Origin of the sequence: Streptomyces sp. NPDC051567 (assembly GCF_044454165.1) — a bacterium.
Lineage (GTDB): Bacteria > Actinomycetota > Actinomycetes > Streptomycetales > Streptomycetaceae > Streptomyces.
Map to the genome: position 1 here is coordinate 101,952 of NZ_JBITDK010000017.1, position 20,223 is coordinate 122,174.

General features: G+C 74.4%; 14 protein-coding genes. 9 read left to right on the forward strand and 5 right to left on the reverse strand.

All coding sequences use genetic code 11. The features are described from left to right. Window positions 1-51 precede the first annotated feature (51 nt). The 3 genes from ACIA5F_RS19870 (at window position 52) to ACIA5F_RS19880 (ending at window position 2,916) form a co-directional block, all read left to right on the forward strand. A complete protein-coding gene (locus tag ACIA5F_RS19870; protein WP_399354683.1) occupies window positions 52-876 on the forward strand; it encodes an arylamine N-acetyltransferase in 825 nt (274 codons plus the stop codon). A gap of 16 nt (window positions 877-892) precedes the next feature. Continuing rightward, window positions 893-2,506 (forward strand): FAD-dependent monooxygenase, encoded by a 1,614-nt coding sequence (locus ACIA5F_RS19875; protein WP_399354685.1) that lies wholly within the window; start codon window positions 893-895, stop codon window positions 2,504-2,506. Between the two features lie 218 nt (window positions 2,507-2,724). Further along, the gene (locus ACIA5F_RS19880; RefSeq protein WP_399354687.1) at window positions 2,725-2,916 is read left to right on the forward strand and encodes a hypothetical protein; all 192 of its coding nucleotides are present in this window, start codon (window positions 2,725-2,727) and stop codon (window positions 2,914-2,916) included. Window positions 2,917-3,122: 206 nt separating this feature from the next. Here ACIA5F_RS19880 and ACIA5F_RS19885 read toward each other — a convergent pair whose 3' ends face one another. After that, entirely contained in the window at window positions 3,123-6,044 is a 2,922-nt protein-coding gene (locus tag ACIA5F_RS19885) for an AfsR/SARP family transcriptional regulator (protein ID WP_399354690.1), read from the reverse strand. 298 nt (window positions 6,045-6,342) lie between these two features. Between ACIA5F_RS19885 and ACIA5F_RS19890 the strand changes: the two genes are divergently transcribed. Continuing rightward, a complete protein-coding gene (locus ACIA5F_RS19890; protein WP_399354692.1) occupies window positions 6,343-7,740 on the forward strand; it encodes an IS701 family transposase in 1,398 nt (465 codons plus the stop codon). Between the two features lie 78 nt (window positions 7,741-7,818). Here the strand turns inward: ACIA5F_RS19890 and ACIA5F_RS19895 are convergent, their stop codons facing one another. From ACIA5F_RS19895 to ACIA5F_RS19910, 4 genes are read right to left on the reverse strand one after another with little or no spacing between them, the layout of a single operon-like run. Beyond that, complete coding sequence (locus tag ACIA5F_RS19895) at window positions 7,819-9,021, reverse strand: MFS transporter (RefSeq protein ID WP_399354694.1); 1,203 nt, start codon at window positions 9,019-9,021, stop codon at window positions 7,819-7,821. A 47-nt stretch (window positions 9,022-9,068) separates the two neighbouring features. Then, on the reverse strand, window positions 9,069-10,388 hold the full coding sequence (locus tag ACIA5F_RS19900) for an acetyl-CoA carboxylase biotin carboxylase subunit family protein (RefSeq protein ID WP_399354696.1): 1,320 nt from the start codon (window positions 10,386-10,388) through the stop codon (window positions 9,069-9,071). A gap of 39 nt (window positions 10,389-10,427) precedes the next feature. Continuing rightward, window positions 10,428-11,036, reverse strand: coding sequence for an NADPH-dependent FMN reductase (locus ACIA5F_RS19905; protein ID WP_399354698.1), 609 nt, complete (start codon window positions 11,034-11,036; stop codon window positions 10,428-10,430). After that, a complete protein-coding gene (locus tag ACIA5F_RS19910; RefSeq protein WP_399354700.1) occupies window positions 11,033-14,563 on the reverse strand; it encodes an acetyl-CoA carboxylase biotin carboxylase subunit family protein in 3,531 nt (1,176 codons plus the stop codon). The genes ACIA5F_RS19905 and ACIA5F_RS19910 overlap by 4 nt, the downstream gene beginning before the upstream one ends. A 368-nt stretch (window positions 14,564-14,931) precedes the next feature. Between ACIA5F_RS19910 and ACIA5F_RS19915 the strand changes: the two genes are divergently transcribed. The 5 genes from ACIA5F_RS19915 to ACIA5F_RS19935 are packed head-to-tail and all read left to right on the forward strand — an operon-like array spanning window position 14,932 to window position 20,218. After that, complete coding sequence (locus ACIA5F_RS19915; RefSeq protein WP_399354702.1) at window positions 14,932-16,788, forward strand: WD40 repeat domain-containing protein; 1,857 nt, start codon at window positions 14,932-14,934, stop codon at window positions 16,786-16,788. Then, window positions 16,785-17,474, forward strand: a complete 690-nt coding sequence (ribA, locus tag ACIA5F_RS19920; protein ID WP_399354704.1) for a GTP cyclohydrolase II RibA — start codon at window positions 16,785-16,787, stop codon at window positions 17,472-17,474. The genes ACIA5F_RS19915 and ribA overlap by 4 nt, the downstream gene beginning before the upstream one ends. Next, the gene (locus ACIA5F_RS19925) at window positions 17,471-18,442 is read left to right on the forward strand and encodes a formylglycine-generating enzyme family protein (RefSeq protein WP_399354706.1); all 972 of its coding nucleotides are present in this window, start codon (window positions 17,471-17,473) and stop codon (window positions 18,440-18,442) included. Before ribA ends, ACIA5F_RS19925 begins: the two co-directional genes overlap by 4 nt. Beyond that, window positions 18,439-19,509: a pyridoxal-phosphate dependent enzyme gene (locus ACIA5F_RS19930; RefSeq protein WP_399354708.1), complete on the forward strand. Its 1,071-nt coding sequence runs from the start codon at window positions 18,439-18,441 to the stop codon at window positions 19,507-19,509. Before ACIA5F_RS19925 ends, ACIA5F_RS19930 begins: the two co-directional genes overlap by 4 nt. After that, window positions 19,493-20,218, forward strand: coding sequence for a class I SAM-dependent methyltransferase (locus ACIA5F_RS19935; RefSeq protein WP_399354710.1), 726 nt, complete (start codon window positions 19,493-19,495; stop codon window positions 20,216-20,218). Before ACIA5F_RS19930 ends, ACIA5F_RS19935 begins: the two co-directional genes overlap by 17 nt. The last annotated feature ends 5 nt before the right edge of the window (window positions 20,219-20,223 follow it).

The window sequence follows — 20,223 nt, forward strand, 5'->3', positions numbered from 1 at the left end:
CCCGTCCCCGTCCCCCGTACCCGAGGACGACACCCCTGAAGGAGACCCCCCATGCTGGCCACCACCGTGCTCGACGACGCCACGGTCGACGCCTACCTGGCCCGGATCGGCGCGACCCGCCCGGCCGCACCGGACGCCGCGGGCCTGCGCCACGTGACCTACCGAGCCGTGCTCTCCGTGCCCTTCGAGAACCTCGACTACCACCTCGAGGACACCGAGATCCACATGGACCACCGCGCGGTCGACAAGATCGCCCGGGAGAACCGCGGCGGCGGCTGCTACGAGGTCAACACCGCCCTCGGCTTCGTCCTGGAGGCCCTCGGCTACGACGTGGAGATCCTGCCGGGCCGGGTGCACCGCCCGGCGGGGCTCGGCCCGTTCCTCGGCCACCTCGCCCTGAAGGTCACCATCGGCGCCGAGGTGTACCTCGTCGACACCGGCTTCGGCCGCAACAGCCGCTTCCCCCTCGACTTCACCAGCCGCGAGGTCCAGAGCGACCCGCACGGCCAGTACCAGCTCAAGGACGTCGAGGGCCGGGCCGGCACCGTGGACCTGTGGCTCGGCGACCATCCGCTGTACCAGGTCGTGGAAACCCCGGTCCGCGTCGAGGACTACGCGCCCTCGCTGTGGTGGTACCGCACCGCGCCCGACTCCTCCTTCCTCCAGGCCCTGTTCTGTTCCATCCGCACCGAGAACGGGCTGGTGACCCTGAAGGGGCGGCACCTGAACGTCGTCGACGGCGAGCAGCGCACCAAGACCGTCCTCGCGGACGACGCGGAGGTCATCGCCGCGTACAAGACCTACTTCGGCATCAGCATCGACACCCTGCCGGCCGAGCCGGAGAACTCCACCACCACCGGCGTCCGCACCGACTGAGAGAGTCCCCAAGGCCATGGCTGACCTGATCGCCGGCGAGAGCCGGCCCACGAGAGAGAGCGGAGCGGCGCCCGCCGCGACGGGTTCCGACCTGGACGTCCTGGTGGTCGGGGCCGGGCCCACGGGCCTGCTGACCGCCGTCGAACTGCTGCGGCGCGGCATCCGGGTCCGGGTGATCGACCGCAACACCGCACCCGTGCTGACCCCCAAGGCCCTGTCCGTCTGGCCCCGCGCCCTCGACATCCTCGCGGACAGCGGGCTCGACGGGGCGGTCGAGACGGAGTCCGTACGGATCAACACCCTGAGCTACTTCTCCGAGCGGCGCCCGCTGGCCTCCTTCGGGTTCTCCGACGACCTGGCGTGCCGCACCCTCCCGCAGCACGTCACCGAACGGCTGCTCACCGAACGGTTCACCGCGCTCGGCGGCAAGATCGAGCGCGGGGTGCGGCTCCTGGCCCTGGACGGCGTGGACTACTCCGGCCGGATCGAGGCCACCGACGGGGTCACCGCCGTCCTGGAGACCCCCTCGGGGGTGGAGCGGGTCCGCGTGCCGTTCCTCGTCGGCGCCGACGGCGCGGGCAGCGCGGTCCGCGGCCAGCTCGGCATCGGCTTCGAGGGCTCGACGTACGAGATGGCCTTCGCCCTGATCGACGCCCGCATCGAGGGCCATCTGCCGCCGGACGAGTGCCACTTCTACCAGTCGGCGGGCGGCGCGCTGGTGATCGTGCCCGTCCCGGGCGGGATCTTCCGGTTCCTGTCCGTGATGCCGCAGGGCGAAGCCGCCGTGGACGCGGAGATGATGCAGGCCGTCATCGACGAGCGCGGCCCGCGCGGCGTCCGCATCAAGGAGGCCGTCTGGAAGGCCGTGTTCCGGGTGCACGCCCGGCGGGCCGGTGAGTTCCAGCGCGGCCGGGTCTTCCTGGCCGGCGACGCCGCGCACGTCCACAGCCCGGCCGGCGGCCAGGGCATGAACAACGGCCTCCAGGACGCCCACAACCTCGCCTGGAAGCTGGCCGCGGTGATCCGGGGCGACTCCCCGTCCTCGCTGCTCTCCTCCTACGGCGAGGAGCGCGCGGAGGTCACCCGGCAGATCGTGCGCGACACCGACCTCCAGACCCGCGCCTGGGTGGTCAAGTCCAAGGTGACGGTGGCGGCGCGGGACGCGACGTTCCGGCTGCTGGAGCGCAGCGGGATCATCTCGGAGCTCTACGCCCCCGTGATGGCGGGCCGCCGGCTCGCCTACCCGGTGACCCGCGCGTCCCAGGAGCCCTCGGGCTGGACCGGCTGCCGCGTGCGGCGCTCGCTCCCCGGCGGCCTGGAGGTCGGCGCGGTCCTGCCGCGGCGCCTGGCGCTGGCGTACGGGATCTCCGGGCCCTCGGCGGACCCGCACGGCTGGCACCTGGCCGTCGTCTCCGGCGGCGGCCGGGAGTGGGAGGAGGAGCTGGGGCACGTGGTGGCGCGGTGGCCGCTGGTGCGCCAGGTGACCTTGCGCCGCAAGGACGCCGCCTCCCAGGCGGGGTGCCGGGCACCCGGCTACTACCTCGTCCGGCCCGACGGGCACATAGCCGCCCACGGCCATACACGGGATCTCGGTCTTCTGGAAACCGAACTGCGGCTTTCGTTCGGCTGATCCGCAATTCCCGGCCCCTTCCCGTGAATCCCCCGACCCTCCTGGAGCGTTATCCGTCAGATACCTGATCCATGACCGGACGCGTTCCCGTGTTCCCGTTCACCGTTCCCGATACCACCCATCGGGCGGGAACGGCGCGGGAACCGTCCGGTAATCCCCCTTGGGAATCTCAGTTTGTCGAAAGCGACACGGGATTCGAACACACAAGGGGAAACCACATGCGCGCCAAGCTCGCTGGTCTGGTCGGTATCTTCGCGGTCGCCCTCGCCCTCGGGCTGGGTGTCTCCGCCGGGCAGGACGAGCAGGCCGACGCCACCACCACCGGGTACGTCGTCCTCGCCGAGGACAAGGGCCCGGCCTCCCCTCCGGTCACCCCCTCCCCGACCCCGGCCCCCGGCACCGGGGTCTGATCCCGCCCGTCGCGCACACCAGTGGGCCCCGTCCGGACCGGACGGGGCCCACTGGCGTTCCGGCGTCCCCGAAGGACCGGGGGCCCGGGCTCCGGGGGACGGCGTCCCCCGGGGCCCCGGAAGGGCCGGGAGACGGAAGAACCCCGCGCGCCCCGGGCGCGCGGGGTTCCCCGCGTGATCTCGGCCGGCTCGCCGGCCGCCGTTCCTCAGACGGTGCGCCGGGCGTGCGGCGGCACCCCCATCGCCTCGAAGAGGGCCTCGGCCCGCTCCCGGTGACCGGCCGCCTCCAGGTGCCCGAGCCGTTCGGCGGCGGCGGCCATCCCGTTCAGCGCGTGGGCCATCTCCACCCGGTACCCCGCGCCCTCGGCCGCCGACAGGGCCCGCTCGTGCAGGCGCAGCGCCTCCTCGTCCCGGCCGCGCCGGCCGTGCCCCAGCGCCAGCAGGTTGTCCACCCGCGACCGGCGCTGCGGCGAGGTGGTCGGGGTGACCAGCGCCAGCACCCGGGCCTCGTACTCGCCCGCCCGTTCCGTGTCGCCCAGCAGGTCGCAGATCTCCGCCGAGACCGCGAGGGTCAGTACGAGGGTCTCCGTCGAGCACGAACCGACCAGCGCCATCGCCTGGCCCAGGCTCTCCCGGGCCTCCGCGAAGGAGCCCATCGCCCGCTGCGCCAGCGCCAGCCCGGTCCAGGCGGACGCCTCCAGGTCCAGGGCGTGGGACTGGCGGGAGACCGCGATCGAGCGGCGCGCCGCCTCCGCCGCCTCCTGCGGGCGGCCGAGCGCGGTGCACACCGTACTGACGGTGCTCAGGTCCTCCGCCCGCTGCTGCGGCAGCTTCGCGCCCGCCTGCCCTTCGAGGGCCCGTACGGCCTGCATCGTGTAGTCGTACGAACTGGCCAGGTTCCCCAGGGCGTAGTGGGAGAGGCCGAGCAGCCCGAGGCCGATGGACTCGTCGCCCACGTCCCCGGTGCGCCGGGCGCCCTCGATGGCCTCCTCCGCCGCCTCCACGGCCTCCACGAAACGGCCGAGCTTCCAGCGGGCGACCCCCAGGTTGTTGAGGGTCCGGGAGATCAGCTGGATGTCGTCCATGCTGCGCGAGGCCGCCAGGCCCGCCCGGCACACCGCCTCGAACTCGGCGAACCGGCCGCGCAGGTTGAGGTGGAAGGAGGCGTTGCGGGCCAGCGCGAACACCTGCTGCGGCAGCCCCTCCTTGCCCTCGCGGGCCAGCAGCGTGCGGATGCCCGCGGACTCCCGGTCGAACCACTCCAGGGCGCGGTCCTCCCGCCGCAGCGGCGGCAGCGCGTACACCGGTCCCGTCGCCAGGTCCAGGCTGCGCCGGGAGGGGAAGAGCAGCGCGCACGCGGCCTCGGTGGCCCCCGTGTAGTAGCCGATCAGGCGGCCGTCGGCCGCCTGCCCCTCCGGGCCCTGCGTCCCCTCGCCCAGCGAGAGCGCGTACGTGCGGACCAGGTCGTGGAAGGCGTACAGGCCCGGCTCGTTCTGCACCAGCAGGTGCATGTCGAGGAGGTCCTCCAGCATGTCCTCCGCGTCGCGGACCCCGGTCTCCAGCAGCGCCGCCGCCGAGTAGACGTCGACCTCCGCGCCCGGGTGCAGGCCCAGCAGGCAGAAGGCGGCGCGCAGTTCCTCCTCCATCGCCTTGTACGAGAGGCTGAGGGTGGCCGCGACGCTGCGTTCGCCCGCGCTCAGCTCGTCGAGGCGCCGGGTCTCGTCCTCCAGCCGGTCGACCAGGTAGCGGACGGTCCAGCGGGGCCGGTTGCGCAGCCGGGCCACCGCCAGGCGCAGGGCCAGCGGCAGGTGGCCGCAGAGCTCGGCGAGTTCGGCGGCGGCGTCCGGCTCCCGGGCGACCCGGTCGTCACCGAGCAGCTCGGTGAGCATGGCCCGGCTCTCCTCGGGCGGCATCACCCCGAGCGAGACCCACTCGGCGCCGTCGAGGTCCACCAGCCGGGCCCGGCTGGTGACCAGCACCAGGCATTCCGGGGAGGCGGGCAGCAGGGGCAGGACCTGCCCGGCGTCGAAGGCGTTGTCGAAGAGGAAGAGCAGGCGGCGCCCGGTCAGCGTGGCCCGCCAGAGCCCGGTCAGCCCGGCCTCGTCGTCGGGGATCACCTCGGGGGGCACGCCCAGGACGCGCAGCAGCCCGCCCAGGGTGACGGACGGGAGCTGCGGCTCCTCGCCCGGGGTGAAACCGCGCAGGTCCACGTAGAGCTGGCCGTCGGGGTACTGGCCGGCGAGCTGGTGGGCGGTGCGGACGGCCAGGGCGGTCTTGCCGCAGCCGCCCATGCCGTCGACGGCGATGACCCGGGGTCCCTCGCGGACGTCCTGGCGGCAGGCGGCGAGGACCTCGGCGACCTCGCGTTCGCGGCCGGAGAAGTCGGGGAGGCTGGGCGGCAGGGTGCTGGGGGCGGTCCGGGGCGGCGCGACGAGCCCCGCGGGCAGGGCCGTTCCCCCGGCGGGGGCGGCCGGGACGTCACCGGCCGCGGGCGACGGGGCGGCCGGGGCGGTCAGTTCGGGGGAGGCCCGCAGGATGTCCTCGTACATCTTGGTCAGCTGCGTGCTCGGGTCGATGCCGAGTTCCTCGACGAGCAGCTCGCGGACCTTGGCGTACTCGGTGAGCGCCTCGGCCTGCCGCCCGGAGCGGTACAGCGCCAGCATCAGGTGGCCGCGCAGGGTCTCGCGCAGCGGGTGCTGGGCGATGAGGGTCCGCAGGTCGCCGACGAGTTCCCCGGACTCCCCCAGCGCCAGCCGCAGCGCGAAGAGCTGTTCGGCGACGCCGAGCCGGCGTTCCTCCAGCACGGCGGCGGCGGCCTCCACCACCGGGCCGCCCGTCCCGGACAGGACGGGGCCGCGCCACAGGGCGAGGGCGGCGCGCAGCTCCCCGGCCGCCTCCTGGGGGCGGCCGCCGGCGGCGGCGGTGCGGGCCTCGCGGACGTGCGCGGAGAACTCGTGCAGGTCGAGCTGGCCGGCGCCGACCTGGACCCGGTAGCCGGGCCCGTCGGTGACGATGAGCGCGCCGCCGCCGGGAATCCGGCGGCGCAGATCGGCCACGGCCTTGCGGATCTGATGGGAGGCGGTGACGGGCGGTTCCTCGTCCCAGACGGCCTCGACCAGACGGGCCACGGGAACGACATTTCCCGGCTCCAGCAGCAAAGTGACAAAAACTCGTTCGTAAATTTGACCGCCGAGCCTGATTCGTGCTCCAGCCGCCCATCCTTCGAGCGGTCCGAGAATGTTGAAGCGCACCTGGCTTTCCATCGAATTCCCCATGGCCCTGTTGCCCTGCCCCCCTTCAATACTCTCTGGCGGAGAGTATTGCCCGGATAGTAAGCACGTTCCCGGCCGAAGAGGTAGCGAAGAGGGAACGAAGTGGGAACACCGCCTCCGACAGTTGCGTCCTGACTCGGACTCAGGAGCAGCGATGAAGACATACGGCCTCGGCGCCCCCCGGCGGAGCGTGCGCCGCGCGGCGACCCACTCCGGCACCCGGCCGGCCGCCGCGCACAGCGCCTACCAGGCAACCGTCCCCGCCACGGCCCAGCCGCCGTCGCCCCCCACCACACCCGAAGCCCCCCGGACCTCCACGACACCCGGGACCGCCGCCGCCGGGGCGGACCTCCACGAGCGGATCGTGGAGGCGATGATCTCGGAGCTGGGCCCGCGGCTGTTCCGGTCGCTGCGCCGCAGTGACCAGCGGGCCCGCGGTGAGCAGTACCTGCGCGGACTGCTCTACGCGGAGGGCCGCAAGTCCATCCGCAACCTGGCCGGCGCCGTCGGCGGCGCGGGCACCGAGCAGTCCCTGCACCACTTCATCACCGAGTCCACCTGGCACTGGGCGCCGATGCGCGCCGCGCTCACCCGCCATGTGGAGGAACTGGTCCAGCCCAAGGCGTGGGTCATCCAGTCCATGCCGATCCAGAAGGCCGGCGAGCAGTCGGTGGGCATAGACCGCCGCTTCGTCCCCGAGCTGGGGCACTCCGTGCACGGCCAGCACTCCTACGGCCTGTGGATGGCCTCGGAGGCGATGAGCGCGCCCGTCAACTGGCGGCTGTACCTCTCCCCTTCCTGGCTCCAGGACCAGGAGAAGCGGCGCCGGGCCGACATCCCCGACTGGGTGGAGGAGGAGTCACCGGGCGAGTGCGCCGCGGCCACCGCCCTCGACGTCCTGGACTGGGAGGTGGAGCGCCGTCCGGTGATCCTGCCCTCCCGGGACTTCGTCTCCAGCGCCGTCCTGGGCCGCTTCCACGCGGCGGGCGTCCCCGTCCTCGCCCGGCTGCGGGCCATGGACCAGCTGCGGGTGGCCGACACGGCGATGCCCGGGTACGGCGCGGGCCCCCTCCCCGTCGCCGACATGCTCCAGCACGTACGCGGGCTGCGCCGGCCCGTGGAGTGGCTGGACGGCTCCTCCGGGACACCGGTCGTGCGCACCAGCCTGGTCGCGGGCATCCGCGTCGAACTGCCGCAGACCCGCCGGTCGGTCGCCGGTCCGCAGCAGTGGCTGCTGATGGGCGAGTGGACCAACCGCAACGGCCCGCCGAGCGAGTTGTGGCTCACCGACCTCACCACCACCTCGCTCGACGGGCTGACCCGGCTGGCCAAGCTGACCCGGCGCACCGCGCTGGACAGTGCCGACACCGGGGAACTCGCCGGTCTGCGCGATTTCGCGGGCCGCTCCTTCCAGGGCTGGCACCGCCACCTCACGCTCGCCTCGGCCGCCCACACCGTCGCGATCGGCGCCGGCCACGCAGTGTCCCGCAGCCGTGCGGCGGCTTCGACAAGCACTCCGGACGAGGACCGGCAGCAGCGGCGGACGGGCTGAGGCGTGTTGTCCGAGGGTGACGGGAAGCCGCGCAGAGGGGAGTGTTCGGGGCCCGCTCCAGCGCTGCCTCGACCCGCCTCACGCGGCGGCTCCGACGGTGCGCGGCGCCAGGGCGGCGCCGGGGGTCGCGGGCGCCGGTACGCGCATCGCGAGCAGGCCCACGACGGCGAAGTAGACGCCCCAGCCCAGCCAGCCCCAGCCGGCCCAGCCGACGGAGACGGTGATGAGCGGGGGTCCGACCACGGTCGCGACCGCGAAACCGAGGTTGAAGGCGGCGAGGTAGCCGGTCTTGCGGCCCTCGGGGATGTGCAGCAGAGCGGCGCCGGTGGTGCCGGAGATGATGTACAGCTCCCCGAGGGAGAAGATCAGCGCCGCTGCGACCACCAGGGCCAGGTCCGCGGACGGCCCTCCGAGCGCTGTCAGCGGTACGAGGAGCGCGGCAAGCGCCGACAGCAGCCCCCCGCGCCGCATCATCCGGCGGGCCCTGCCGAGCCGCTCGGAGCCCTTGCTGACACGGACCTGGAACGCGACGATCACGGCGGTGTTGAGGACCTGCACGAGGGTGACGGTCCAGGCCGGGGCCTGGGTCTGCTGGACCACCCAGAGCGGGACGCCGAGTCCGAGGACCAGGGCCGACATGGTCAGGGCCCCGTACAAGGCGGTGATGCGCAGGAAGACACGGTCGCGTAGGACGCTGCCGCGCGAGGGCTGCCCCGGCGCGGTCGCGGCCGTGTGCCCGCTGTCGCCGAAGGTCCGGCAGACGACGGCGCAGGCGACGAAGAGGAGGGCGGAGAGGACCATCACCGAGCGGTAGGCCCAGGGTTCCCCGACGGCGATGGCCACGCCCGAGGGCAGGGTGCCCGCGGCCATGCCCGCGTTGCGCAGCGACCGGAGCCGGGCGAGCGATCCGACCGCCTCCTCGTTGGTGGACCGGGCGATCAGCCCCGACTCGACGAGCGGGCCGATGCCCCGGCTCAGGACGCCCGCGACCGCCGAGGCGAGCAGCGCGGTGACGAAGGAGTCGCAGGCGGCCAGCGCCAGGAAGGCGGCGGCGCGGACCAGGAACAGGGTGGTCAGCACCGGGCGGGTGCCGAACCGTTCGGCGGCCCGCGCGATGGGCATGGCGCCCAGCAGCGAGGTGACACCGGCGATGCCGAGGACCAGCCCGATCTGGGCGTTGGGCAGGTCCACGGCCTTGTCGAAGAAGAGGACGGACAGCGAGAGGTACATCCCGAGTCCGACGGCGTCGGTGAGTCCGGTGGCGTAGAAGCGTTTCTTCATCTGAGCGATCCCAACGTGATGAGTGAGAGGGATTGCGGTACCGGATCTCAAGCGGCCGGCGCCACGGCCGGCGGCACGCCGGTCTCCACGAGTTCGATGCCGAGGGCGCGCTCGACCCGGCCCGCCAGGGCGCGGGCCCCGTCCGGTGTCTCCCCGGTGACCAGGAAGGTCGCCAGGTGCAGCGTCCGGTCCCGGCTCACCGGCAGGCCCGGGGCGAACCTCGGCGCGAGGTAGACCAGTTCCGGGAAGGCCGCCAGCACCTCCTCCTTCGGCGTCTGCGCCGTCACCCGCCACTGGCCCTCGGGGATCGGCACCATCCGCTGGACGGCCGCCCGGCCGAACTCGGGCACGGCGTCCGGGGCGAGCCCGAGGGCGCTGCGGCCGATCTGCCGGGCGTAGTCGTATCCGGCGGAGGCCAGGAACATGACCGGCATCGGTCCGCCCGCGCGGGCGTTGACCTCGATCACGCGCGGCCCGTCCGGGGTCAGCGCGACCTCCGTGTGCACGGCCCCCGTCGTCAGCCCGATCGCCGCGATGGCCCGGTCCGCGCAGTCGACGGCCGCCGCCTGGACGTCCGGGTCCAGGCGGGAGGGCATCGAGGTGCCCTCCTCCGCGTACCCGTTGCGCAGCGCCAGCCGGTCGCTGACCACCAGGTGGTGGCGTTCCCCGGCCGCGAGCAGCGACTCGACGCTGCAGTACGCCGCCCAGCCGCTGTCCCCGTCGGCCTCCAGGGCCATCCGTTCCTCCAGCAGGAAGACGTCTTCCTTCTGGAGGAAGGCCGAGACGGTGGCCCGGCCGTCGCGGTAGGCCGCGCGCAGCTCGCCCAGCGTCCGCACCAGCCGGACGCTCTGGCTGCCCGCGCCCAGCGAGGGTTTGAAGACCGCGGGCAGGCCGATCTCCCGGACCGCCCGCGCCAGGTCGTTCTCCCCGTCCAGCACCGTGAACCGGGGCGAGGGCACGCCGTGCTCGGCGAAGACCTGGCGCTGGCGGGACTTGGACTGGGCGACGGCCACCGCCTCCGGGGAGTTGCCCGGCAGCCCCAGCCGCCACGCCAGTTCGGCCTGCGGGCGCAGCAGCAGCTCCGAGTAGGTCACCACCCCCGCGACGGGCCGGCGCGCGTGCAGGGCGGTCCCGGCGGTGACGGCCTCGTCCAGGCCGGGCGCGGTCAGGAACTCGCCGTCCAGGCCGCGCGCGGCCCAGTCCTCGCGCACCGGTCCGGGATCGCCCCAGGCCGAGAGGTGCACGACGGAGACGGCCCGGCTGATGCGGGAGAGCGAGTCCAGGGCCTGGCCGGGGGCGTGGCCGCCGATGCCGGAGATCAGCAGGAGGTGGGGGGCGTCGGCCGGGTGTGCGGTGCGGGAGGTCATGACGGGTCCTTCCGGAGGAGGTCAACGGAGTCAGCGGAGTCAGCGACGGATCAGGGGCGGTGAGCGGTGTTCGCGTGCGTACGGCGCCCGCGGGGGCTCCCGTACCGGGAGCGGCGGGGCGGGGCGGCGGGCGGAGCGGAAGGAGAGCAGCTCGGCGACGAGGCCGTCGAGGCGCTCGCGCAGCCCCTCCAGCGGCGCCCCCGGCGTGAAGTCGCCGCCGGTGGACGCCACATGGGTGGGGACGGCCCAGCCGCTGAGCGCCCGGACCACCGTGCGGAGCTGGTCGCAGGCGGTGCCGGCGCCGCGCGGGCCGCCCCCGGCGGCGATCAGGCCGACCGGGCGGTCGGCGAGCGCGTCGCCGGTCAGGTGGTCCAGCGCGTTCTTCAGCAGCCCGCTGTACGAGCCGTGGTAGACAGGTGTGGCCAGGACGGCCCCGCTCGCCGCGGCGACCCGGGCCCGCAGCCGGGCGGTCTGGCTGCCCGGCTGCGGGTCGTCGTAGTCGGCGAGCCGGTGGCGTTCGGGGAACTCCACGCTCAGGTCGAGGAGTTCGTAGGCGACCCCGGCGGCCCGGACCCGGTGCGCGGCCAGCTCCAGGACCCGGCGCGAGACCGAGTCCGGGGCGGGGCTGCCGAGGATGCCGAGGATCACCGGACCGCTCCCCAGCCGAGGTCCGGGGCGAGGACCAGGTGGATCTCGCGTTCGGCGCGGGCGACCAGCCGCCTGACCTCGGCGTGCGAGTCGTGGGTGAAGACGTGGGTGCTGACGCCCGTGCCCGAGAACCGCTGGGCGGGCACCAGGTCGCCGATCCGGTAGGGCACGGAACGGAACCAGCTGTCCCGTGCCACCGCCACGTCGTCGAAGTCGAGCAGCGTCCCGCCGCCGGCGGTGTAGTGCACGGTCCAGCCCGCGTACGCGCCCGCCGGGGCCCGGCGGCCCTCCCGGGGGTCGGCGCCCGCGTCGATGAGCATCTTGGCGTGGGCGAGGGAGATCCCGGTGGTGGCCCGGAACGCCTCCCCGACGCCCGCGCCGCCCGGCCGCGCCGCGACCTCGCAGAAGGTGAGTCCGTCCTCGCCCGCGAACGCCTCCAGGTGCAGCACCCCGTTCCTGACCTGCCAGGCGTCGGTGACCTGGCCGAGGAGTTCCCGGGCGGCGGCGCGCAGGGCGGGGTCGGCGACCGTGATCGAGGAGAGCGGTTCGGAGCGGGAGACGGCCAGGGTGTCGGTCTCGTAGCGGGAGACGTCCCAGATGAGGTCGCCCTGGTGGAGGACGGCGTCGATGTGGCACATGTCGCCGCTGACGAACCCCTCGCAGAGGTGGCTGCCGGGCCGGAACTCCTCGCGCAGCCACCGCTCGACCATCGCGGCGCCGGTCAGGACGCGGACCCCGTACGAGCCGGAGCCGTCGCGCGGTTTGACCACGATCCTGCCGTGCCGTTCGAAGAGGTCCGTGACGTCCTCGGGGGTGTGGACGAGGTGTCCTTCGGCGACGCGGATGCCGGCCCGGCGGGCGATGCGTTTCATCACCGCCTTGTCAGTGAACTTCCGTGCCGCGCAGGGTTCGTCGCCGCTCGTACCGAGCCGGGTCCGCAGCCGGGCGGCGCCTTCCAGGAGCCGTTCGGAGACGGTCACGACCCGGTCCACCGGGTGCAGGTGGTGCACGGCGTCGGCGAGGACCTCCACCGCCTCCTGGTCGAAGACGTCGGTCCCGGCGGCGAAGTCGGTCGGGGCGCCCTGGCCGAGGTGGTGGCCGTAGCCCAGCACGCTGACCCGGAACCGGTCGGGGTCCAGTACGGGGCCGCCGTCCTCCCGCGTCCACGTCGAGGAGCCGATCCGGTCCAGGACCAGGACGTGCGTGCGGTGGGCCGGTTCGGTGGACCACGTCAGCGAGCGCTCGATGCGGTCGGCGGCCTGCTCGGCCTCGGCGGTGGTGGCCGCGGCCACGGTGCAGGCCAGGCGGACGGCCGGGCCGGTGTGGATGCCCGAGGAGCCGAGCGGGGTCCGCGCGAAGGCCAGCTCGGGCCAGCCGTGCAGCTCCTCGGCGGTGGTCGCGGCGACGATCCGGAAGCGGCCGGGCCCGGAGGTCAGGTACCGCTGGACGGCGACCCGCGCGGCGCCGGGCAGGGCCGCGGCGGCGGGGCGGCCCAGGGCGTTCGCGGCGGCGGCCGTGACCAGGCTGCGGCGGTGGGCGGCGTCGTAGAGGTCGAGGACGGCCTCGTCGAACCCGGGCAGGACCAGGGGCGGCGTCCCGGGGGCGCCGAGGACGACCCGGGCGGGTCCCTCGGTGCCGGCCTCCCGTACGGCCGCCGCGGCGCGCAGCGCGAGTGCGTCGCAGACGGCCCCGGCGGTCAGGCGGCGCTCGGTCACCCCGTTGTCGGGGGCCTGGTCGCCGCTCTCGTCGATGAGGGCGAGGACCTCCACCCGTCCGCCCCCGGCGACGGCCAGCACGGTGGCCACGGGGTCGAGGACGTACTCGGCTTCGAGCAGCAGCCCGTCCTCCCGCGACCACGCGTCGTCCGCGTCCGCGGCGGCGGTGGTGGCGGGGGCGGGGCCGGGGCCGGGCGCGTCGGGGGTGCCCGCCCCGGCGGCGGGACCGGTGGCGGGACCGGCCGCCAGGGCCCGCAGCAGCCGGGCCTCGGGCTGGTAGGGCGCCGACCAGGCCAGGACCCCGGCCACGGGGTGGCGGCCGTGCGCCGCCAGGAACGCCTCCCGCGCCTCGGTGAAGGTCAGTTCGTCGCGCCGCAGCACCGTCAGCCGCCCGGTCACCGCACGGGCCGCGGCCACGATCCGCGCGGCCGGGTCGTCCCCGCCCAGCAGCAGCACGAGGTGCTCCCCGCCGGTCCCGTCTGCGGAGGCGTCGGCGTCGGCGGGACCGGCCTGGAGGTCGGCCTGGGCGTCGGGAGCGGCCCCGGCCGCGGCGGGGGCTCCGCCGCCGCCACCGGCCCCGGCGGCCGGTTCGACGCGCAGGGCCTCGTGGACCAGCCCGGCCGCCTCCGCCGCCGCCCGCGTCGCGCGCGACGCGTCCGCGCCCCGCACCATCACGTACCCGAAGCGGTCGTGGTTGGTGGCCAGGGCCGGGACCCGGTCCCCGGGGCCCGCCTCCACCTGGCAGTCGACGACCCCGGCCGGCAGCTCGGAGAGGGCCGGCGCGCTCCCGCGCACGATCCCCCCGCGCGCGCTCCACAGGGTGTGCAGGGCCACCGTCGCGAGCGGCGGGGCGGCGTCCTCGACCGGGGTGCCGGTGGCCAGCGCCACCAGGTCGCGCGTGAGGGAACGGCCCAGCGCCAGCGACATCTGACGGGTCACCACGTATCCGGCGATCCGGCCGTTGACCTCGATCAGCTCCGGCCCTGTCGGCGTCATCAGCAGCTCGACGTGGAGCGCGCTGGAGCGGACCCCCAGTGCCCGGACCGCGTCCAGGACGAACCGCCGCGCGGCGCCCACCCCGGGGAAGCTCGCCGGGAAGTGCCCGCCCAGCTCGGCCGTGGTCCCGGGCCGGGCCGCGGTCCGCTCCGCGAAGCCGAGCACGACCGTCCGCCCGTCCTGCACCAGCAGTTCGGCGCTGACGTGGCGGCCGACCGCGTACTCCTCCACCAGGGCGGCCGGTGGTTCCCCGTCCGGTCCGAGCGGGACCCCGAGCACCCCGGCCAGCGCACCGGCCGCCTGCTCCCGGGTCCAGGCCACGGTGACCCCCACCGACCAGGCGCCGGAGGTCGGCTTGACGACGCAGGGCAGGCCGATCGCGTCGACCGCCGCGAGCCCCTCCTCCTCGGTGGCCGCCCGGCGCCAGCGCAGGGAGCCGATGCCCGCCTCCCCGAGCCGCTCGCGCACCGCCGCCTTGTCGCCCAGCAGCCGCGCCGTGTCCGGCGACTCGTGGGGCAGGCCCAGGGCGCGGGCGAACACCGCCGCGCTGTGCAGGGAGGCGTCCGCCCGGCAGATCACGCCGTCAGGGCGGTGGGGGCCGAGCCGGCCGCGCAGCAGCGCGGCCAGGTCGTGGCGGCCGGCCAGCTCCGGCACCTCCACCACGCGCGTCGCACGGGCGATCAGCTCGAAGCCGGGCCTGCCGCGGTAGGCGTCCAGGCGCCGCGTGACGAAGCTGACCTCGATCCCGTCGTCGGCCATCTCGGCGACGAGGTCGAAACCCCGGACGGTTGCCGTCTCCAGCAGAACAACATGCATGTGTGCTCAGCCCCTTGAGTCCTCTTCTTGTATCGCAGCATCAACGCCGGAGGAGCGCAGGGCAAGCGGCACCGGAAAACCCCCGGGCACTCCATCACCTCTTCCCGGGACGTTCCCGTTCCGTTCCCGTCCCATTCCCGTTCCCCTACCGCCTCCACTTTCGGCGTTCCTTCCTCGTTCCCGGTTCTGACCTGCACAGATACGTCAATCAGAAGTTTTCGAATACATCAGGTCGGGCGACTTCCCAGATTGCCCACAAGCGCGTTGTCCGCTCCTGACGGCCGCTCTAATTTGCTGAGCAGAGAACTGTGGAGACACACACCGGGAGCCCAGCCTTTCGAGGTGGCCGGAGAAGGGACGAAAGACGCGTGCGCACCATCGAGATTCCGAAATCCGGTACCGGACATTCAGCCCCGATCACCCATGTGGCCTTCAACCGGGACGGCTCCCGGCTGGCCACCTGCTCGTACGACGGGACCGTGATCGTCTGGAGCACCGCCGACCCCGCGCGGCCCACCGAGACCGCGACGCTGCGCCACCGCCGGCTCGTCAACGCCTCCGCCTGGAACCCGGCCGACCCGACCCTCCTGGCGACGGCCTCGGCCGACAAGACGGTCGGCATCTGGCGCGTCCCCCAGGAAGGCCCCGCCACCCTCGTCAACGTCCTCGCCCGGCACACCGACGACATCAACTCGGTCGCCTGGCTGCCCGACGGCGAACGGCTGATCTGCGTCTCCGAGGACGGCCGCGCCACGCTCTGGTCGGTCCTGGACGGCACCTTCCTCACCGAGGTCGGCTCGCACGAGGCGCACTGCATGATGGTCTCCGTCAGCGCCGAGGGCCTGGCCGCCACCGTCGGCGAGGACGGCCTCGTCGCCGTCAGCGACCCCTCCCGCGCCGGCGCCGCACCCCGCAGGCGCCTCTACGACTCCTCCATCGAGGGCTGCGCCTGGTCCCGCGCCGGCGACCTCCTCGCCGTCGCCCGCGACGACGGCTCCGTCGACCTCCTCACCCGCGAGCTGGACCACGTCCTGACCGTCGAGGTCTCCTCCTGCGCCGCCCGCGCCGTGGACTGGGCCGAGGACGACTCCGCCTTCGTCGTCGGCGCCTACGACGGCTCCCTGCACTGGTTCGACCGCTCCGGCCGCCGCCTGCACACCGTCGCCGACCGCCGCGTCTGGCCGCGCTCCGTCTCCGCCTCCCACGGCCTGGTCGCCGCCGGCTCCTTCCGCAACGCCCCGCACCTGTACGCCATGGCGGACGCCCGCGAACTCTTTGGCCCCGACCGCGCCACCCACGGGCCCAACGCCCTCGCCGCGCTCGGCGGGGAACTCCTCGTCGGCGGGGACTGCGGCACCGTCTTCGCCGTCAGCGACCCGGACACCGGCCGCCCCCAGGTCACCGCGATCGAACTCACCGACGGCCCGATCCTCTCCCTCGCCACCGACGGCGCCACCCTCTACGCCGGGACCTACTCCGGCCAGGTCATCCGCTACGACGGCACCCACCTGCGCAGCGAGCCGCTGGGCGCCCCGATCCCCTCCCTCACCCTCGACGGCGGACGGCTCGTCGCGGGCACCTACAACGGCGAGTTCCTCGTCCTGGACCCGGACACCCTGCACCTGGACGAACGCGTCGAGGCCCACGGCGGATCGGTGAAGTCCCTGCACCCGCTGGAGGCAGGCGGTTTCCTCTCCGCCGCCACCGACCGCACCGTCGAGGCGGGCCCGCTGCGCGGACGCACCCGCCTGTGGGAGCACGGCAACCTCGTCAACGCCGTCGCCGGCCTGCGCGACGCCGTCGTCGCCAGCGCCTCCCGCGACCACACCGTCAAGGTCGGCCAGCTCCTGCGCGCCGAGGACGGCTCCCCGCGCACCGGCCTGGTCCAGACGCTGCTGGGCTCCGACGAGTCCGTGAAGTGCGTGGCCCTCCTCGGCACCGCCGAGCGGCCCACCGTCCTGGCCGGCTCCTACGACTTCAACCTCTACTCCTGGCAGGTCGACTGGGCCGACTCCGCGGGCACCCTCGCCTCCGGCCGCGTCCTCGCCGAGTTCACCCAGGGCCTGTCCTGCATGCTCCAGCTCGCCGACGGCCGGGTGGCCGTGGCCGGCTGGGACGGCCGGATCGTCCTCGTCTCCACCGGCCCCGACGGCCCCCGCATCGAACACTCCCTCCACATCGACGACATCGCACAGGCCGCAGGCCGGAAGCAGGTGGCAGCATGACGACCACGGCACCCCCGACGGTGACCCTTCCCGCGCCCCCGGTGGCCCCGCCGCCCCCCGCGACGGTCCGGGCCCGCGTCCCCGTCGCCCTCGCCCGGGTCCGGGGCCGCAGCGCCGACCTGATCACCTTCCACGGCCTGCCCGACCCCGGCGAGCACTTCGCGATCACCGTCCCCACCGCACCCACCGCCGCCGGGACCACCCCCGCCGAGGCCCCCCTGGTCCGCCTCCACAGCGAGTGCCTGACCGGTGACGTCCTCGGCTCGGCCCGCTGCGACTGCGGCCCCCAGCTCGACGAGGCCCTCGGCCGCATCGCCGACCACGGCGGCGCCGTCCTCTACCTGCGCCAGGAGGGCCGCGGCATCGGCCTCTACAACAAGCTCGACACCTACCTCCTCCAGCAGCAGGACCACGACACCTTCGCCGCCAACCGCATGATCGGCCGCGGCGACGACGAACGCGACTACGCCTCGGCCGCCGCGATGCTCCACGCCCTCGGCCTCACCCGGCTGCGCCTGCTCACCAACAACCCCGACAAGGTCCGGGAACTGCGCGCCCACGGCATCGAGATCACCGAGGTCGTCCCGACCGGCGTCTACGCCACCCCCGACAACGCCCGCTACCTCAGCGCCAAGGCCGAGCTCGGCGGACACACCCTGACCCTGTTGCAGGAGGCCGCCGCGTGAAACTCGAAGACCTGGCCCTGTCACCGCACTTCGCGGAGCACGGCGACCTCGCCGACCCCCGCCGACTGCGCGTCGCCTGCCTGCCCGGCGCCGACCCCCGCCAGCTCGCCGTCGCCGTCGAGGACCCGGAACTGCCCCTCGGCGACCGCCTCGCCGCCGGAGCCGTCCTCGGCCTCATCGGCGACCCCCGCATCCCCTCCCCCGCCACCGGGACCGGCCCCGCCACCGCCTTCGTCCCCGGCGCGGCCGTCCGCATCGGCCTGCCCTCCGACGAGACCGGCTACGTCACCGCCGCCTGGGGACACGTCGGCGTCGAGGAGGAGTGGATTCTCAAGGAGTGCCCCGAGCACACCGTCGAGCTCGCCGACTTCTGGATCGCCGCCTACCCGGTGACCAACGGCGAGTACCGGGAGTTCCTCGCCGACACCGGCCTGAGCGAACGCCCCACCACCTGGTACCTCGGCGCCTACCCCTGGGACCGCTCCAACCACCCCGTCGCCGGCATCCGCCCCGAACACGCCGACACCTACGCCGCCTGGCTCACCGACCGCACCGGGCACCCGTGGCGGCTGCCCACCGAAGCCGAGTGGGAACACGCCGCCAAGGGCCCCGACGGCCTCCCCTACCCCTGGCCCGGCGGCTTCGACCCGGACGCGGCCAACACCCGCGAGTCCGGCGTCCACACCACCAGCCCGGTCGGCGCCTTCCCGGCCGGCCGCTCCCCGTACGGCGCCCACGACATGGGCGGCAACGTCGAGGAGTTCACCGCCGACGACTACGTCCCCTACCCCGGCGGCCCCTACATCTCGGACCACCTGACCGAGACCATGGGCAGCTACCGGATCGCCCGCGGCGGCTCCTTCTCCCGCTTCGGCGACCTGACCCGCACCCGCCGCCGCCACGGCCCCTTCCCCGGCCCGCTGTACCCCGTCGGGTTCCGCCTGGCCACCGGGAAGTGCCCGTCATGACCACCTTCCTGGCCCCCTACCGGGTCGTGCCCGGCTTCGAGGCCCTCAGCCACGCCCTGGCCGGACGCGCCCCGGACCTCGCCGAACTGAACGCCCCCTTCACCCCCCTGGAGCGCGCCGCCCACCGGCTGCTGCCCCGGCTCGCCACCCTGCGGCCCGGCATCGGGGAGACCCCGCTCGTCCCGGTCCCCAGCCGGGCCGGGCGGGGCCGCGTCTGGCTGAAGACCGAGTCCGCCAACGCCTCGGGCACCGTGAAGTCCCGTACCGCCTACGCCCTGGTCTGCGCGGCCGTGGCCCGCGCCGGCACCCCCGCGGTCCGGCTGGTCGAGTACTCGGGCGGCAGCCTGGCCGTCGCCCTGGCCGACCTGTGCGGACACCTGGGCATCGACCTCCACCTGGTCGTCCCGTACGGGGCCCCCGACCGGCTGGTGGACGCGCTGCGCCGCCAGGGCGCCCTGGTCTCCGCGGGCCGCGAGGGCGCCGGCTTCCTCGGCGCCATGGACGAGGCCCTGCGCGTCTCGGCGCGCGAGGACCGCGACCTGCTGCTCCAGCACTGCGCGGCCCCCGCCGTCGCCCTGCACCGCGAGCACACCGGCGCCGAGATCGTCCGCCGGCTCCGCGGCCACGGCGTCGAACCGGCCGTGCTGGCCGCCTCCGTCGGCACCGGCGGCAGCCTCGCCGGCGTGGCGATGGCCCTCACCCAGGCCTGGCCGCACTGCCGTCACCTCGGCGTCTTCCCCGCCGAGGCCGTCCACGGCGACCTGCGCGCCCCCGACGGGACCCGCCGGATGAACGGCACGGGCGGCCTGGGCCACGGCCTGCGCCAGCCCCTGCTCGCCGCCTTCCCCGAAGGGTTCCTCCAGTACACCACCGTCGCCTATCCGCAGGCCCTGCACGCCATGCGCCTGCTGCGCCGGGAGCACGGCATCGCCGTCTCCAGCAGCGCCGCGGGCGCCTGGCTCAGCGCCTCCGAGGAAATCGACCAAGGCCCGCCAGGGCGCCATGCCGTCGCGGTCGTCGCAGGCCGCGGAACGATCGAGGAGTGGGAGCATGCCGCAGAAAACTGACACCCTGCCCACCACGGCCCCGGCGGACCCCGCCGGTACCGGGCCCGGCGAAACCGCCGAGCGCAACTACTGCGGCTATCGCGAGATCGTCCGCAACTCCTTCAAGCAGTGGTACAAGGACAACCGCGACTCGTGGTCGGGGACCACCACCAACGACCGCGTCACGCACTTCGCGATCGCCGCCGCCCCCACCGACGAGACCCCGACGGGCACCGGCCCGGCCCGCGTCCTGGACATCGGCTGCGGCCGGGGCCTTCAGACGGCCTCCCTCGCCGAATGGCTGGAGGCCGACGTCACCGGCCTGGACCTGCTCGACGTCTGGGACACCCCCGAGGTCGAGAACGGCACCATCCGCTTCCACCAGGGCGACTTCCTGGGCTTTCGCGCCACCGGCCTGGACCTCCTCGTCGACAACGGCTGCCTGCACCACCAGCGCCGCGAGGACTGGCCGGCCTGGGTGGAACACGGGCGCACGATGCTGCGGCCCGGCGGGGTCTGGGTGGTCAGCGTCTTCCTCAGCCCGGACGGCGAGATCACCCCGCACCCGCTCGCCGACGGCCGCCTGAACTGGTGGCTCACCGAGGAACTCGTCGTCGAGCTCTACGAGGACGGCGGCTTCCGCTCCACCGGACGGCTGGAGATCGACCGCCACTTCACGTACGAGGGCCACCGGCTCAAGTACCTGACCCTGTCCTTCGTCGCGGTCTGAGCGGC